Annotated in this window: 10 protein-coding genes; 6 read left to right on the plus strand and 4 right to left on the minus strand. The window is 71.0% G+C overall.

The features are described from left to right. Positions 1-244: 244 nt before the first annotated feature. Complete coding sequence (locus tag AB0L56_RS02110; protein WP_365417905.1) at positions 245-3,439, minus strand: tetratricopeptide repeat protein; 3,195 nt, start codon at positions 3,437-3,439, stop codon at positions 245-247. Positions 3,440-3,608: 169 nt separating this feature from the next. Here AB0L56_RS02110 and AB0L56_RS02115 point away from each other — a divergent pair, with 169 nt between their 5' ends. From AB0L56_RS02115 to AB0L56_RS02135, 5 genes are all read left to right on the plus strand, one after another. Beyond that, positions 3,609-5,642: a thioredoxin domain-containing protein gene (locus AB0L56_RS02115; protein ID WP_365417908.1), complete on the plus strand. Its 2,034-nt coding sequence runs from the start codon at positions 3,609-3,611 to the stop codon at positions 5,640-5,642. A 239-nt stretch (positions 5,643-5,881) separates the two neighbouring features. Next, the gene (locus tag AB0L56_RS02120; protein WP_365417911.1) at positions 5,882-7,183 is read left to right on the plus strand and encodes a glycosyltransferase; all 1,302 of its coding nucleotides are present in this window, start codon (positions 5,882-5,884) and stop codon (positions 7,181-7,183) included. Next, complete coding sequence (locus AB0L56_RS02125; protein ID WP_365417913.1) at positions 7,180-8,826, plus strand: phospholipid carrier-dependent glycosyltransferase; 1,647 nt, start codon at positions 7,180-7,182, stop codon at positions 8,824-8,826. The genes AB0L56_RS02120 and AB0L56_RS02125 overlap by 4 nt, the downstream gene beginning before the upstream one ends. Further along, entirely contained in the window at positions 8,823-10,004 is a 1,182-nt protein-coding gene (locus AB0L56_RS02130) for a glycosyltransferase family 2 protein (RefSeq protein ID WP_365417916.1), read from the plus strand. Before AB0L56_RS02125 ends, AB0L56_RS02130 begins: the two co-directional genes overlap by 4 nt. Continuing rightward, entirely contained in the window at positions 10,001-12,424 is a 2,424-nt protein-coding gene (locus tag AB0L56_RS02135; RefSeq protein WP_365417919.1) for a galactose oxidase-like domain-containing protein, read from the plus strand. Before AB0L56_RS02130 ends, AB0L56_RS02135 begins: the two co-directional genes overlap by 4 nt. Before the next feature lie 27 nt (positions 12,425-12,451). Here the strand turns inward: AB0L56_RS02135 and AB0L56_RS02140 are convergent, their stop codons facing one another. The 3 genes from AB0L56_RS02140 to AB0L56_RS02150 form a co-directional block, all read right to left on the minus strand. Then, on the minus strand, positions 12,452-13,183 hold the full coding sequence (locus AB0L56_RS02140) for a Mut7-C RNAse domain-containing protein (protein WP_365417922.1): 732 nt from the start codon (positions 13,181-13,183) through the stop codon (positions 12,452-12,454). Between the two features lie 67 nt (positions 13,184-13,250). Beyond that, on the minus strand, positions 13,251-13,883 hold the full coding sequence (locus AB0L56_RS02145; RefSeq protein WP_365417925.1) for a TetR family transcriptional regulator: 633 nt from the start codon (positions 13,881-13,883) through the stop codon (positions 13,251-13,253). A 115-nt stretch (positions 13,884-13,998) separates the two neighbouring features. After that, positions 13,999-14,712, minus strand: coding sequence for a hemolysin III family protein (locus AB0L56_RS02150; protein ID WP_365417928.1), 714 nt, complete (start codon positions 14,710-14,712; stop codon positions 13,999-14,001). A 325-nt stretch (positions 14,713-15,037) separates the two neighbouring features. On the opposite strand from AB0L56_RS02150, the gene AB0L56_RS02155 reads away from it, so the two are divergent. Continuing rightward, positions 15,038-16,858, plus strand: coding sequence for a phosphoenolpyruvate carboxykinase (GTP) (locus AB0L56_RS02155; protein ID WP_365417930.1), 1,821 nt, complete (start codon positions 15,038-15,040; stop codon positions 16,856-16,858). Positions 16,859-17,135: the final 277 nt, after the last annotated feature.

A 17,135-nucleotide genomic window follows, 5' to 3' on the forward strand; every position in this document is an offset into this window, starting at 1 on the left:
GCAGCCCGGCGTATACGGGGTGCCGCCTGCGCCCACCCGTGCCGCCCCAGCGGCACGACTGCCCGCAGCTGGGGAGGCACGACTGCCCGCAGCCCGGCGTATACGGGGTGCCGCCTGCGCCCACCCGTGCCGCCCCAGCGGCACGACTGCCCGCAGCTGGGGCGGCACGACTGCCCGCACCCCGGCGTATACGGGGTGCCGCCTGCGCCCACCCGTGCCGCCCCAGCGGCACGACTGCCTGCAGCTACTGCGGCACTGGGACGCCCATGATTTCTCGGGCGTGGCGGCTGGGGACCAGGCCGAGGTGCCAGGCCTGCCAGCCGGATTCCAGGGTGACGCCGCGTTCCAGGAGGAGCTGGTAGGCCTCCACGCAGTCGGTGAGTTTGGCGTCGCGGGCGGTGTGGGTGGCGCGGGCCAGCTGGGACAGTTCCTCCTGGGCCACCGCCGTACCGACCTCCGTACCGCCCGGTGCCGCGTACGGCAGCAGCGTGCAGCGCAGGAAGCGCGCCCAGTCCTCACCGCGCCGGTCGCCGTAGGACGCGAACAGGGACCCCGCCTCGTCGCACAGGGCGAGGGCCTGCGGCGTCCGCGCGTTGCCCGCGTCGACAACCGCCAGTTCCAGGCAGGTCCACGCCTCGCCGTGCGCCACCCCGATCCGCTGGAAGTCGGCGCGCGCGTCCACCAGGAGCTGCCGGGCGAATCCGGAGTTGCGCAGCGACCCCGTCCGGGCCGCGCGCTGGTCCCGGGTCACCCGCGCCGAGTGGTGCCGGGCGCAGGCCAGGCCGTAGACGTCCCGCATCCGGGAGAACATCGTGCGGGCGCGTTCCAGCTCGCGCACCGCGCGGTCCAGGTTGCCGGTCTCCTCCAGGGCCTGGCCCAGGTAGTACAGCGTCCACGCCTCGCCCCGCGCGTCCTCGTTGTCCCGGTGCCGGGCGGCGGCCCGGCGCAGCTCCTCCACCGCAGGGGATGCGTCACCGTCGACCAGCCGGGCCCGCGCCAGCTCCGTCAGCGCCCATGCCTCACCGCGGGCGTCGCGGGTACGGCCGTACAGGTCCAGGGCGGTACGCAGCTCGCTCTCCGCGCGCGGCACGTCGCCCATGCGCAGGTTCAGCTGTCCCAGCTGGAAGTGCGCCCACGCCTGCCCGTGCACGGACTCGCCCGCGCGGTGGAGTACCAGGGACTCGGTGAGCAGGTCCAGCGCCTCGGCCGGCCGGGCGCGGTCCCGCTCGACCGCCGCCAGCGCGTGCATCGTCCAGGCGCGGTCCGTGGCCAGCTCGGGCGCGGCCTGCAGATCCAGGGCCTCCCGCAGCCTGGCCGACGCCTCCGTCAGATTGCCCTGGTGGTGCAGCGTGATCCCGAGCGAGGTCAGCGCCCGTGCCGCGCCCGCGTTGTGGTGTGCCTCCCGGTACAGGTCCACCACCGACGTCAGCGTGGTGCGCGCCTTGTCCAGCTCGCCCAGCTGCCGCGCCGCGATACCCGTGCGCCACTGCACCGAGCGCACCAGCAGCCCCTCGTCCACGGCCTGCGCCAGCTCGCTGATCTCGCCCAGCCGGTAGAGGTCGCCGCGCAGCAGGCAGTAGTCGCACAGCGCGCCGAGCAGATTCTGCACCGCCCCCCGGTCCACGCCCTCCGCATGCCGCAGCGCCGCCGTGATGAAGCTCGACTCGTCGTCCAGCCAGCGCAGCGCCTCGTCCAGCGAGGTGAAGCCGTACGGGCTGAAGCGGTCCGAGCGCGTCGACATATTGCCGTCGACCAGCCGGAGCACCGAGTCGGCCAGCTCGGCGTAGTTCACGATCAGCCGTTCCTGCGCCGCCGAGCGCTCGTCGGGGTCCTCCTCGTCGAGGAGTCGCGCCAGCGCGAACGCGCGGACGAGGTCGTGCAGCCGGTAACGGCTGTGGCGTACGCGGTCGATCAGCCCGGCGCGGTTCAGCGCGACCAGGTGCCGGGTCGCCTCCGTCTCGTCGGTGGCCAGGAGCGCCGCCGCGGCCGCCGCGCCCAGCGAGGCCCGGCCGGCCAGCGCGAGCCGGCGCAGCAGCCGGCGCAGGATCTCCGGCTGGTCGGTGTAGCGCAGCCACAGGGCCCGCTCGACCGGCTCGACGGGCCCGTAGGCGCCGAGGTCGGTGGCGAGTGCGAGCGGCGAGCGCGGACCCAGGGCGGCGCCGACGGCCCGCAGCGCCAGCGGCAGGCCTCCGCACAGCTCCCGCACCCGCTCGGCGGACTCGGCGTCGTACGGCCCCGAGGAGTCCTGCGCGGCGGCCGCGAGCAGTTCCTCCGCGCCGGCCGCGTCCAGCGGCTCCACCGGCAGCCGGTACACCCGGGCCGGCAGATCGTCGGGCAGCCCGAGGGGTGAGCGGGAGGTGACCAGCACCAGGCTGTCGGACCGCTCCGGAATCAGGGTGCGGACCTGCTGCGGATCGGAGGCGTCGTCGAGGACCACGGTGACCGGCAGCCCGGTCAGATGCTGGTGGTACAGCTCGCTGAGCCGCTTGACCTGCTGGTCGGGGGACGACCGCTCGCGGAACAGCAGCTGCTCGCGCGGCGCCCCCAGCCGGTTCAGCAGATGCAGCAGCGCGTCCCGGGTGGACAGCGGGGGCTCACCGGGGCTGTCACCGCGCAGGTCGACGACACAGGCCCCGCGGAAGTAGTCCCTGAGCTCATGCGCGGCGCGCACCGCGAGGGTCGTACGGCCGCTGCCGGACGCCCCGTGCAGCACCACCACCGTCGGCCGGGTCTCCGTACTGGCGCGGGCGGCCTGCACCCACTGCCGGATCCGGCCCAGCTCCTGCCGCCGGCCCGCGAAGGGACCGTGCGGCTCGGGCAGCTGCCCGAAGGACTGCTCCAGCACACTGCGCCCGCGGGCCGCCGCGCTCTTGTCGCTGCCGCGCAGCCGCGGTCCCCCCTTCGCCGGCCCGGTGGACGCGGCGAGCACCCGCTGCTGGTCCAGGAACGGGCGGATGCCGCGCACCTCCAGCGCCGTCAGCCACTGCAGCCTCAGCTGCTCCGGCCCGCCCGGCTGGCTCACCGCCCCGGCCCGGTGATGGGCGGCGGGCAGATGGGCCCCGGCCACCTTCACCACGGTGGCCGCCGCGCCGGCGACACCGACGGCCACGCCCGCGCCCAGTGCCGTCCCGGTGCCCGTCCCGAGCGCCATGTCGGCGGCGACGGCCGCCAGCCCCGCCACCCCGGCCACCAGCAGCGGCGTCCCGGCGCCCTCGCGCGCGTAGCGCTGGCGGAAGGTGAGCTGTCCGTCCGCCGCCTCGTCCAGGGCGCGGGTGTACGCCTCGTACTCCTCGGCCGCCGTCTCGGCCATCGCGTCCAGCGCGCCGCGCGCCCGCGTCAGCAGCGTCGTGCCGTCCGTGCGCCCGCCCGACCGGCGCACATCCTCCTCCACGGCCCGCGCCAGCAACCGCTCGGCATCAGCCCGGTGACCGTCCCTCATGCCACGTCCCCCTCCGGCTGCAAGTCCGTTGCCTACGAGTGTCCTTCGGACGGGGCGTGGGCGCGAGGGGGCGGCGATCACCGTTGCACGCCGCCACACCGTCGAGCACGGCGCGGGCATGACAGTTTCATGAGGTCGATCCCGGCCATGGATGCGTAAGGATGGGGGTATGCCGAACCGACTCGCGCAGGCCACGTCCCCCTACCTCCTCCAGCACGCGGACAACCCCGTCGACTGGTGGCCCTGGGAGCAGGGCGCCTTCGAGGAGGCCCGGCGGCGTGATGTCCCGGTCTTCCTGAGCGTCGGTTACAGCGCGTGCCACTGGTGTCACGTCATGGCGCACGAGTCATTCGAGGACCAGGCCACCGCCGACTACCTGAACGAGCACTTCGTGAACGTCAAGGTCGATCGTGAGGAGCGGCCCGACGTCGATGCCGTGTACATGGAGGCCGTGCAGGCGGCGACCGGGCAGGGCGGGTGGCCCATGTCCGTGTTCATGACGCCGGACGGGGAGCCGTTCTATTTCGGCACCTACTTCCCGCCCGAGCCCCGCCACGGCATGCCGTCCTTCCGACAGCTGCTCCAGGGGGTGCACCAGGCCTGGACGGAGCGGCGCGACGAGGTGACCGACGTGGCCGGGAAGATCGCCCGGGACCTGGCCGAGCGGGAGCTCTCCTACGGCGACGACCGGGTCCCCGGTGAGCAGGAGCTCGCGCAGGCGCTGCTGGGGCTGACGCGTGAGTACGACCCGCAGCGGGGCGGGTTCGGCGGGGCGCCGAAGTTCCCGCCGTCCATGGTGATCGAGTTCCTGCTGCGGCACCACGCCCGCACCGGCGCCGAGGGCGCGCTGCAGATGGCGGCGGACACCTGCGAGCGGATGGCGCGCGGCGGGATCTACGACCAGCTCGGCGGCGGTTTCGCGCGGTACTCCGTGGACCGGGACTGGGTGGTGCCGCACTTCGAGAAGATGCTGTACGACAACGCGCTGCTGTGCCGCGTGTACGCGCACCTGTGGCGGGCCACCGGCTCGGAGCCGGCGCGCCGGGTGGCGCTGGAGACCGCCGACTTCATGGTCCGCGAACTGCGCACGCCGGAGGGCGGGTTCGCGTCCGCGCTGGACGCCGACAGCGACGATGGCACGGGACGGCATGTCGAGGGCGCGTACTACGTGTGGACGCCCGCCCAACTGCGCGAGGTACTCGGGGAGGACGATGCCGAACTCGCCGCGCGGTACTTCGGGGTGACCGAGGAGGGCACCTTCGAGGAGGGCGCCTCGGTGCTGCAACTGCCCCAGCGGGACGAGGTGTTCGACGCCGAACGGATCGACGGCATCCGGGAGCGGCTGCTCGCGGCGCGGGCGTCACGGCCCGCCCCCGGCCGGGACGACAAGGTGGTCGCCGCCTGGAACGGGCTGGCGATCGCCGCGCTCGCCGAGACCGGGGCGTACTTCGGCCGGCCGGATCTGACGGAGGCGGCCGTCGCGGCCGGGGACCTGCTGGTCCGGCTGCACTTCGACGAGAAGGCCCGTATCGCCCGTACCAGCAAGGACGGGCACGTCGGCGCCAACGCGGGGGTGCTCGAGGACTACGCGGACGTCGCCGAGGGCTTCCTGGCGCTCGCGTCGGTGACCGGCGACGGGGCGTGGCTCAAGTTCGCCGGGCTGCTGGTCGACCACATCCTGGAACGTTTCACCGACGAGGCGTCGGGTGCGCTGTACGACACGGCGTCGGACGCGGAGCGGCTGATCCGGCGTCCGCAGGACCCGACCGACAACGCGGCCCCGTCCGGCTGGACGGCCGCCGCGGGCGCGCTGCTGAGCTATGCCGCGCACACCGGTTCGGAGCGGCATCGCACCGCGGCCGAGCGGGCGTTGGGTGTGGTGAAGGCGCTCGGACCGCGGGTGCCGCGGTTCATCGGGTGGGGGCTGGCGGTCGCCGAGGCGGCGCTGGACGGCCCGCGGGAGATCGCGGTGGTCGGCCCGGCGCTCGACGATCCGGCGACAACCGCCCTGCACCGTACGGCACTTCTGGGCACCGCGCCGGGCGCGGTGATCGCCGTCGGGACTCCGGAGAGCGACGAGTTCCCGTTGCTCGCCGACCGTCCCCTCGTCGGCGGTGAACCAGCCGCCTATGTGTGCCGTAATTTCACATGCGACGCGCCGACGACCGATCCCGACCGTTTGCGTACGGCCCTGGGCAGCTGAACGAGGAGACGCACCAGGGCAGTTGGTGTGCCCGGTTGCGCACTTATTCGGTCGAATGATGGCACGGTTCCGGTCAACTTCCGGACATCATCGCACTGTTCCCCCACAGGCTCTTTATCGGAAGCGCCCACACGCTTCACGATTCCCCCCTAATCTCTCCACAGCGGCGTGACGGATCGGGCGTCAGGTAAGCGACGCACCGTCACGTTGTGGGGGTTTTTGGATCTGGGGGGATCTGTTTGCTCACGTCTGTCTTTATTTCTGTCGTTTCGCTTGCCCTGTTCTGGATGGCCGCGTTCACTCTGTGGTGGCAGATGCACGCCTGGCGTACGCCGGAGGTGCTGGCCTCGACGAGGTTCAGCAGCCCGGACGGCGGCGAGCATCGGTCGTTCTCGCTCCTGCTGCCGGCCCGTCACGAACAGGCGGTGCTGGACCACACCATCCAGCGGCTGCTGGAGTCCAGCCACACCGACTTCGAGATCATCGTGATCGTCGGCCACGACGATCCCGAGACCACCGCGGTCGCCCAGGCCGCGGCCGGCCGGGACCCACGGGTCCGGGTGGTCGTCGACACCCATGAGAAGAAGAACAAGCCGAAGGCCATGAACACGGCGCTGCCGCACTGCCGCGGCGACGTCGTCGGGGTCTTCGACGCCGAGGACCAGGTCCACCCGGAGCTCCTCGCCCATGTCGACCACGCCTTCCGCTCCACCGGCGCCGACGTGGTCCAGGGCGGGGTGCAGCTGATCAACTTCCATTCCAGCTGGTACAGCCTGCGCAACTGCCTGGAGTACTTCTTCTGGTTCCGCTCCCGGCTCCATCTGCACGCCCAGAAGGGGTTCATCCCGCTCGGCGGCAACACGGTCTTCGTCCGCACCGACGTGCTGCGCGAGGCGAACGGCTGGGACCCCGACTGCCTCGCCGAGGACTGCGACCTGGGCGTCCGGCTCTCCAGCGTCGGCAAGAGGGTCGTCGTCGCCTACGACTCCGACATGGTGACCCGCGAGGAGACCCCCGGTTCGCTGATGTCGCTGCTCAAGCAGCGCACCCGCTGGAACCAGGGCTTCCTCCAGGTGTACCGGAAGAAGGACTGGAAGCAACTGCCCACGTTCGGGCAGCGGATGCTGGCCCGCTACACCCTGATGACTCCCTTCCTTCAGGCGTTCACCGGCCTGATCATCCCGCTGAACGTGGGGATCGCGGTCTTCCTCGACGTGCCCGTCTCCGTTGCCTTCATCACCTTCCTGCCGGCCGTCACCGCGCTGGTCACCTTCGTCTTCGAGGTGGTCGGACTGCACGACTTCGGCAAGCAGTACGGGCTGCGCGTCCGGTTCGTCCACTATCTCAAGCTCATCGTGGGCGGCCCCCTGTACCAGGTGCTCCTCGCCGGCGCCGCCGTCCGTGCCGTATGGCGCGAGCAGCGCGGGCGCAACGACTGGGAGCTGACCACACATGTCGGCGCGCACCTCGACGCCCAGGACGCCTCCGCCGCCGTGACCCGTGACGCCTCCGACATGACCCGAGAGGACGTTCCCGCGTGACCTCCACCCTTCCCGCGGTGACCGGCCCCGACGTCACCGCGCCACGCCGACCCGTGCCCAAAACCAATCCGACCGGCCGGGCCCAGCCGCCGAGCCGGCTGCGGTCCTCCCGCTCCGACCTGCTCCTGTGCGGAGTCCTTCTGGTGGTGATCCTACTCGTCCAGGGCTGGAACATCGCCGACTACCCGACCCTCAGCGACGACGAGGGCACCTACCTCGCCCAGGCCTGGGCCGTCCAGGAGGGCAAGGGCCTCGCCCACTACACGTACTGGTACGACCATCCACCGCTCGGCTGGATCCAGCTCGCCGTCCTGACCTGGATACCGGCGATGATCAGCCCCGAGTCGATGACCGTCGGCACCATGCGCGCCGTGATGCTGCTGATCAGCGCCATCAGCGCGGTCCTCGTCTACGTCCTCGGCCGCCGCCTCGCGCTGCCCCGCTGGGCGGCCGGACTCGGTATGGCGATCTTCGGCCTCTCCCCGCTGTCGGTGGTCCTCCAGCGCGAGATCTTCCTCGACAACCTGGCGGTGATGTGGACGCTGCTCGCGTTCACCCTCGCCGCCTCGCCGAGCCGCCACCTCTGGCACCACTTCGGAGCGGGCATGGCCGCAGCCACCGCGGTGCTCACCAAGGAGACGATGCTCGTCGTCCTGCCCGCCCTGTTCATCACCGCCTGGCGGCACAGCCACAAGGACACCCGCAAGTTCGCCCTGACCGGCGCCGTCACCGCCTGCGCGCTGATCGGCTTCTCCTACCCGCTGTTCGCCCTGCTCAAGGGCGAGTTGTTCCCGGGCAGCGGACACGTCTCGCTGTGGGACGGCGTCGCCTACCAGATGACCCGGCCGGGTTCCGGCTTCATCCTCGACGAGGGCTCCGGCTCCTGGGGCGTGCTCCAGTCCTGGCTGTACTACGACCGGATCCTGCCCCTCGGCGGGCTCGCGGGGGCGCTGCTGCTGCTCGCCACCTGGCGCTGGTCGGTCACCGCCCGCGCGCTGGCCGGACCGGCCCTCACGGTCGCGATCCTCGCCGCGCTGGCCCTGCGCCCGGACGGCTATCTGCCCGCCATGTACATCATCCAGGCGCTGCCCTTCCTCGCCCTCGTGCTCGCCGGAGGGACCGCCAGCGTCGCCCACGCGGTGCTGCGCCGACGGCGCTCGGCGGCCGAGCCGCGGGCGCTGACCCACGCCCGGTACGCCCTCGCCGGCGTCCTGGCCCTCGCCGCCTGCGTCCACGTCGTACCGCGCTGGTACGACGGCGCCCGCACCGCCGTGACCACCGAGGCCAACGCCCCGTACGAGGCGGCCTCGACGTGGATGGCCACCGAGGTGGCGGACCCGGCGGACACCCGGGTCCTGGTCGACGACGCGATGTGGCTGGACCTGGTGCACGCCGGGTACCGGCCCGGCCTCGGCGTCATCTGGTTCTACAAGGCCGACCTCGACCCGGCGGTGACGAAGACGCTGCCGAACGGCTGGCGGGACATCGACTACGTGGTCGCCTCCCCGACGGTACGGCGCGACGCCAAGGACCTGCCGAACGTCAGACAGGCCATTGAGCACTCGAAGCCGGTCGCCGTGTTCGGCACCGGTGAGGACCGTATCGAGATCCGTCAGGTCGAGACCGCCGGAGGCACCCGATGAGCCAGGAGTCCCTGTCCCCCGGCGAGCTCGGCGACCCGGCGCTCGACCCGGTGGGGGTGCCGGAGCCCGGTGCCGTCACCATCGTCGTACCCACCTTCAACGAGTCCGCGAACATACGGCAGTTGCTGCACCAGATCACCGAAGCGGTGCCCGCCCGGCTGCCCTGTGAGGTCGTCTTCGTGGACGACTCCACCGACGACACCCCCGACGTCATCCGGGAGGCGGCCCAGGACTGCCCCTTCCCGGTCACCGTCCTGCACCGGGAGGAAGCGGTCGGCGGGCTCGGCGGCGCCGTCGTCGAGGGCATCAAGGCCGCCTCGTCGGACTGGGTCGTCGTCATGGACGGCGACTGCCAGCATCCGCCGTCCCTGGTACCGGAGCTGGTGGCGACCGGTGAGCGGGCCAACGCCCAACTGGTCGTCGCCTCCCGGTACATCAAGGGCGGCAGCCGGGCCGGGCTGTCGGGCAGCTACCGGGTGGCCGTCTCGCGCGGCGCGACCTGGCTGACCAAGGCCCTCTTCCCGCGTCGGCTGCACGGCATCAGCGACCCGATGAGCGGCTTCTTCGCCATCCGCCGCAGCGCCGTCACCGCCGATGTCCTGAGGCCCCTCGGCTACAAGATCCTCCTCGAACTCGCCGTCCGCAGCCGCCCCCGCACGGTCACCGAGGTGCCGTTCGTCTTCCAGGACCGGTACGCCGGGGAGTCCAAGTCGACGGCGAAGGAGGGGATGCGCTTCCTGCGGCACCTCGCCGGGCTGCGCATGGAGGCCCCCCTCGCCCGCATGGTCGTCTTCGGACTGATCGGACTGACCGGCTTCCTACCCAATCTCGCCGCGCTGTGGGCGCTGACCGAGGCCGGGCTGCACTATCTGCCCGCCGAGATCGTCGCCAACCAGTTCGGCGTGGCCTGGAACTTCCTGCTGATCGAGACACTGCTGTTCCGCGAGCGGCGGCGGCACCGGCACTGGGCGGACCGCACCGCGCGGTTCGCGCTGCTCGCCAACGCCGACCTGGTGCTGCGGCTGCCGCTGATCGCGCTGCTGGTCGGCCAGTTCGGCATGACGGTCCTGCCCGCCACCGCGCTGGCGCTCGTGATCACCTTTGTCCTGCGCTTCGTGGGGACCGAAGCGCTGGTGTACCTCCCGAGCCGGGCCCGTAAGGCAAGGAGCACCGCATGAGAACACCCGGAAATCCGCCGACGTCCAGACGCACCACGGCCCTGCTGGCCGTGGGCGCCCTCACCACCGGCCTTCTCCTGACCGCGCCGCAACCCGCCTCCGCCGCCAACCTCATCAAGAACCCCGGCTTCGAGACGGCCGGCACCGGTGACATGCCGTACTGCTGGGAGAAGTCCGGCTGGGGCGACAACGACTTCACCTTCACCACCACCGCCGACGCGCACACCGGCGGCAAGGCCATGAAGGTGGAGCTGACCCGTCGCGTCGACGGCGACCGCAAGGCCCTGATCACCGAGTCCGCGGAGTGCGCGCCCGTGGTGACGCCGGGCAAGCAGTACGACCTGGGCCTCTGGTACAAGACGACCACCCCGGACGCGGCCATCACCCTGTTCCGGCACGACACCACGGCCGGCTGGCAGTACTGGACCGACCTCAAGACGCTGGACATGCAGGCCGCCTGGACCGAGGCCACCGTCCGCACCCCCGAGGTCCCGGCCGGCACCGACCGCATCTCCTGGGGCGTCTCCGTCTACGGCACCGGCTCCGCCACCACCGACGACTACACGATGGAGCAGGTCGCCGACCCGGTCCCGGAGCCCGGCTGCACGGGCACCGCCGAGGAATGCGCCGACGGCAGTTGGGAGGTGCTGCCCGCGCAGAACCCGGTCCGCTCCATGCACTCCGTCGTGCTCCACAACGGCAAGGTGCTGCTGATCGCCGGCTCCGGCAACGACCCGGAGATGTTCGAGGCGGGCACCTTCACCAGCGCCGTCTACGACCCTTCGAGCGGCAGCTACAAGGTCATCCCCACCCCGGACGACATGTTCTGCGCCGGGCACGTCCAGCTCAAGGACGGCCGGGTGCTGGTGATGAGCGGCAACAAGGGCTATCCGTCGGCCGACGGCACCATCGGCTACCAGGGCTACAAGGACTCCTACCTCTTCGACCCGGAGACCGAGTCCTACACCAAAACCAACGACATGAACGACGGCCACTGGTACCCGTCGGCGACCATCCTCGGCAACGGTGACGTGCTCAGCTTCGGCGGTCTGCGCGAGGACTCCACCGGCTCGGTCACCGCCGAGCGGTGGTCGGACGCCGAACAGCAGTGGCTGCCGACCTGGAAGGTCAACCAGACCTGGTCGTACTGGGGTCTGTACCCGTCGATGATCCTCATGCAGGACGGCCGGCTCTTCTACTCCGGCAGCCATGTCTTCGGCAACAACATCCCCGGCACCGGCTCCGCGATGTACGACTACGACGCCAACACCATCACCCAGGTCCCCGGACTGCGGAACAAGGACGAGCGGGACCAGTCGGCGAGCGTGCTGCTGCCCCCGGCGCAGGACCAGAAGGTCCTCACCCTCGGCGGCGGCAACATCGACTCCAACCCGGACGCCAACCGGCTCACCGACATCATCGACCTCAAACAGCCGAACCCGTCCTACGTCGCCGGACCGCCCCTCCCGCAGGGCACCGTCGACTACGGCAACGGGCCAGTGCCGCAGACCGGCGACCAGGGCAAGATGTACGTCTCCGCCGTGCTGCTGCCCGACGGCAAGGTGCTGGAGACCGGCGGCGCGCTGCACAACCGCGCCAACCCGGTGTTCGAGACGTCGGTGTTCGACCCGGCCACGGAGACGTTCGACCCGGTGGCCGTCGACCCGGAGGCACGCGGCTACCACTCCTCGGCGTTCCTGCTGCCCGACGGCCGGGTGATGACCACCGGCGACAACCCGGGCAACGGCTCCTGGAACCACAACGTGTCGGTCTACAGCCCGCCCTACCTCTTCAAGGGGGAGCGGCCGGTGATCACCTCGGTGATCGACACCGAGTGGAACTACGGCGACACCCAGCGGATCACCGTCGACCGGCCGATCGCCAAGGCCGAGCTGATCCGCCCGGCCGCCGTCACCCACTCCTCCGACCCCAACCAGCGGTTCGTGGACCTGCCACTGTCCGTCGACGGCAACACCATCGACCTGAACGTGACGAGCAACCCCAACCTGGCCCCGCCCGGCTGGTACATGCTCTTCGCGGTGGACGCCAACGGCGTGCCGTCGGTGGCGAAGTGGGTGCACCTCCAGGGCCCGGGGGCCCTCGCCGCCCAGGACGCCTCCGCCCACGTGCACGACTTCGCGGAGGCCCCGGCGGGCAAGGTGACCAAGCCCGGCAGGAAGCGCGCGTCACAGCCGGTCAGCCCGACGGTCTCCGGCTGCGACCGCCACTACGGCTCCGCCAACGTCTGCGTGCCGACCACGTTCCCGGACGAGGTCAAGCCGACCACGACGGCCCGCTGCACCTGGCTGAAGGACCATGACTACGGCCCGCTGAAGATCAACGGCAAGGACGACCCGCTGAAGCTGGACCGCAACAGGGACGGAACAGCCTGCGGCAAGGGAGACACCAAGGGACGGTGAGATACCGCCGCGCTCCGGGCGGAGCCCTCAGCCCCGCCCGGAGCGCGACGCGACCGCCCGCTCCACAATCGCGACGAGCTGCGAATGATGCGCGCCTTTCCAGTACGCGCGCCCGCACTCGGAGCACTGCGCGAACACGTCGTACGTCCGGTGCGTACCGCCCTTCAGCTGGTCGGCGACATCCTCCTTGCTGGCCTCGCGCAGCAGCCCGTTGCACGCGGTGCACCGCGTCCACGGGCGCAGCTCGGGACCGAACCGGTCCAGCACGTAGGGGAGTTGTTCGTCCGGCCGGGTGCTGTACACGAACGCGCCCGCCCACAGTTCCCGCCGCCGCAGCAGCCCCCGGTCCCGGCTGAGCATCACCCGCCGCTCCGCCGCCGACCGCGCGGCAAGCGCCGGATCGCCGATGTCCGTCGACTCGTACGCGGTGTCCACGCCCAGCAGCCGCAGCCGGCGGGCGAGGGTGCCCAGGTGCACGTCGAGCAGGAACCTCAGGGGTGCGCCGGGCACCCGCTGGGGGTGGGCGACGGTCCGCACGGTCACCGATTCGCCCGCGGCCGGGACGTGCGACACCGGTACCTCGCGTCCGTCCACGAGCAGCGTGCCGACCTCGGTCAGCGGGACACCGAGGGATTCGATGACATGGCCGAGGCTGGAGACGCCGTCGGTGGCGGCCTTCAGGGTGCCCGTCGGCCGCGCCTGGGGGACGAAGACCAGCAGTTCGGGAGCGAACTGCACGTGGATCTCTGGACCGTTCACCCGGCCAAGGATGTCACGGGGCCGCCCGTCCGGCCCCTGCTTTGCGGCTGCGGTGCGGTGCCCGGTCTCAGCGGCGGGGGAGGTCCGCGCAGACGGCGAGGGTGCGGTCGATCAGCTCCAGGACGTCCTCCTGGCAATCGCCGTCGACCCAGTAGATCATCGTCTCCAGCAGGGCGCCCACCAGCCCCACGGCGTAGACGCGCACCTCGAGGTCGTTCTCGTGGCGTCCGGTGCGTTCGGCGAGGGCCCGGCGCAGCGGGCGGCCGGTGACGGACAGGCTCTTCACCAGCCGGGAGCGCACCTGGGGGACCTCGGCCATGAGACGGACCCGGAGTAGCATCTCCTCCCGCCCGTGCTCCGGGCTGTCGGTGAGCGCCATCGTGATCGCCTTGCGGATGGACCGGTGCAGCGACTCCCGCACGGGTTCGTCGGCCGGGCGTTCCCGCAGCAGGCCCTCCAGGAGGGCGCCGTACTCATCCGTCAGGACGATGTCCTCCTTGGCCGGAAAGTAGCGGAAGACGGTGCTCTGCGAGACCTCGGCGCGGTCGGCGATCTGCTCGACGGTGGTGGCGTCGTACCCCTGCTCCTTGATCAGGGCGTAGGTGGCGTCCCTGATCGCCCTGCGGGTCTTGAGCTTCTTCCGTTCGCGAAGCCCAAGGTGGCGGGCCGCCTCGGGGACAGGGGTTCGTGCCGTGGTCATGCGGTCATTCTCCGCTATCGAGAGCGACTGTCAAAAAGAGGTGACTGTCAATATTACGGCGCTCGAAAAAGGCCGCGACATCGGTGTCGCGGCCTTGTCCTCAGGCGGATGCGCTCTACGCGTGCTGGTACGCCACCAGGGAGATCCCCACGTAGTGGGCGATGAAGGCGGCCAGGGTGAACGAGTGGAACACCTCGTGGAAGCCGAACCAGCGCGGTGAGGGGTTGGGCTTCTTGATGCCGTAGATGACGCCGCCCACGCTGTAGAGCAGGCCGCCCGTGATCACCAGCACGAGTACGGCGATGCCGCCGGTGCGCATGAAGTCCGGGAGGAAGAAGACGGCCGCCCAGCCCATCGCGATGTAGCAGGGCGTGTAGAGCCAGCGGGGCGCGCCGACCCAGAAGACGCGGAAGACTATCCCGGCGGCAGCCGCCGCCCAGATGCCCCACAGCAGCCACCGACCCTTGGAGTGCGGCAGCAGCAGGATGGTCAGCGGGGTGTAGGTGCCCGCGATGATCAGGAAGATGTTGGCGTGGTCGAGGCGGCGCAGCATCCCATCCATGCGGGGGCTCCAGTTGCCCCGGTGGTACAGCGCGCTCACGCCGAACAGCAGGCAGGCCGTGAGGGCGTACACCCCGCAGGCGAGGCGGCCGCGGGCCGAGTCGGCGAAGGCGGTGAGCGCCAGTCCGGCGACCAGGGCGGCGGGGAACATGCCGAGGTGCAGCCAGCCGCGGAGCTTGGGCTTGACGGGATGCGGCAGGGATGTCGCCACCGGGCCGGGGCCGTCGGCGGGCGGGTCCACGGGGGCGTCGGGGACGAACGCAGTCATGTCCCGCATCGTACCTACGGAACCGTAAGTTACGCCTGGTCGGGAGGAATTGGGTCGCCGGAGTGGCCATCGTCTCACGCCGCCCCCCGGAAAAGTCACGCAAAGAATGTGTCATGTCTACTCAACGTGCGCGTAAAGCTCCGCGAAAGACCGTGGTCAGCGTCACGTTGCTCACCTGTGCGCTCCTCTGGACAGATGGGCACTCTCGTCGGATGATCAAATGAGTGCGGTCGACACCGGATGAGCGCGCAGCGCACCACCGCGCAGCATCCGGGTCGCAGCCCCCACGGGGCCTCCAACAAAAAACCCTCATTTAGGAGCAAACGTGGCGCGCGACATCGCGGAACCCGGCGTCCCCACCACCCACCAGGGACTGATTTCCTGGGTCAACGAGATCGCAGAGCTCACCCAGCCTGACAACGTGGTCTGGTGTGACGGCTCGGAGGCCGAATACGAGCGCCTGTGCGAGGAGCTCGTGGCCAAGGGCACCTTCCGGAGACTCGACCCGATCAAGCGCCCCAACTCCTACTACGCGGCCTCCGACCCCACCGACGTCGCCCGCGTCGAGGACCGGACCTTCATCTGCTCCGAGAAGGAGCAGGACGCCGGCCCCACCAACCACTGGAAGGCCCCCGCCGAGATGCGGGAGATCTTCCAGGGCGAGAAGGGCGTCTTCCGCGGCTCCATGCGCGGCCGCACCATGTACGTCGTCCCCTTCTGCATGGGCCCCCTCGGCTCGCCGCTGTCCGCCCTCGGCGTCGAGATCACCGACTCCGCCTACGTCGCCGTGTCCATGCGCACCATGACCCGCATGGGACAGGCGGTCCTGGACGAGCTCGGCTCCGATGGCTTCTTCGTCAAGGCCGTGCACTCGGTCGGCGCCCCGCTGGAGCCCGGCCAGCAGGACGTCCCCTGGCCCTGCAACCAGACCAAATACATCTCCCACTTCCCCGAGGACCGCGAGATCTGGTCCTACGGCTCCGGCTACGGCGGCAACGCCCTGCTCGGCAAGAAGTGCTACGCCCTGCGCATAGCCTCCGTCATGGCCCGCGACGAGGGCTGGCTGGCCGAGCACATGCTCATCCTGAAGCTCACCCCGCCCACCGGTGAGTCGAAGTACGTCGCCGCCGCCTTCCCGTCGGCCTGCGGCAAGACCAACCTCGCCATGCTGGAGCCCACCGTCTCCGGCTGGACGGTCGAGACGATCGGCGACGACATCGCCTGGATGCGCTTCGGCGAGGACGGCCGCCTGTACGCCATCAACCCCGAGGCCGGCTTCTTCGGCGTCGCCCCCGGCACCGGCGAGCACACCAACGCCAACGCCATGAAGACCCTCTGGGGCAACTCGGTCTTCACCAACGTCGCCCTCACCGACGACGGCGATGTGTGGTGGGAGGGCATGACCGAGGAGATCCCGGCCCACCTCACGGACTGGAAAGGCAACGACTGGACCCCCGAGTCCGGCACGCCCGCCGCCCACCCCAACGCCCGCTTCACCACCCCCGCCGCGCAGTGCCCGATCATCGCGCCGGAGTGGGAGGACCCCAAGGGCGTGCCGATCTCCGCGATCCTCTTCGGCGGTCGCCGCGCCAGCGCCGTACCGCTGGTCACGGAGTCCTTCGACTGGAACCACGGCGTCTTCCTCGGCGCCAACGTGGCCTCCGAGAAGACCGCCGCCGCCGAGGGCAAGGTCGGCGAGCTGCGCCGCGACCCGTTCGCCATGCTGCCGTTCTGCGGCTACAACATGGGCGACTACATGGCCCACTGGATCGACGTGGCCAAGGACAAGGACCAGTCCAAGCTGCCGAAGATCTACTACGTCAACTGGTTCCGCAAGAACGACGACGGCAAGTTCGTCTGGCCCGGCTTCGGCGAGAACTCCCGCGTCCTGAAGTGGATCGTGGAGCGCCTGGACGGCAAGGCGGAGGGCGTCGAGACCCCGATCGGTGTGCTCCCGGCCAAGTCCGCCCTGGACACCGAAGGACTGGACCTCTCCGACGCCGACCTGGACTTCCTGCTCACCGTCGACAAGGACGTGTGGCGCGAGGAGGCCGCCCTGGTCCCCGAGCACCTCAACACCTTCGGCGAGCACACGCCCAAGGAACTGTGGGACCAGTACCACGCGCTGGTGCAGCGCCTGGGCTGACGCCCGCACAGACCCCGCGGCCGGTCGGTATGAGGATGCCCTGACCAGCGATCGTCACGCCACGACCGGCCGCGGAACACACCGGCGGGGCCCCGCACAACGGCGTGCGGGGTAGGGGCCCGTCACCGCCCCCTCCGTCCGCCCCGACGGAACCCGGCAGTGACAGGCCCACCCCCGCCCACCGCGGCACGGCCCACCCAGAGGGCTCACGAACGTGCCGATGCATGACCGAGCGCTCCGGCCGACACCCACCGTCGCCCGGAGCGCTCGGTCGTCC

Origin of the sequence: Streptomyces sp. NPDC052079 (genome assembly GCF_040680275.1) — a bacterium.
Classification (GTDB): domain Bacteria; phylum Actinomycetota; class Actinomycetes; order Streptomycetales; family Streptomycetaceae; genus Streptomyces.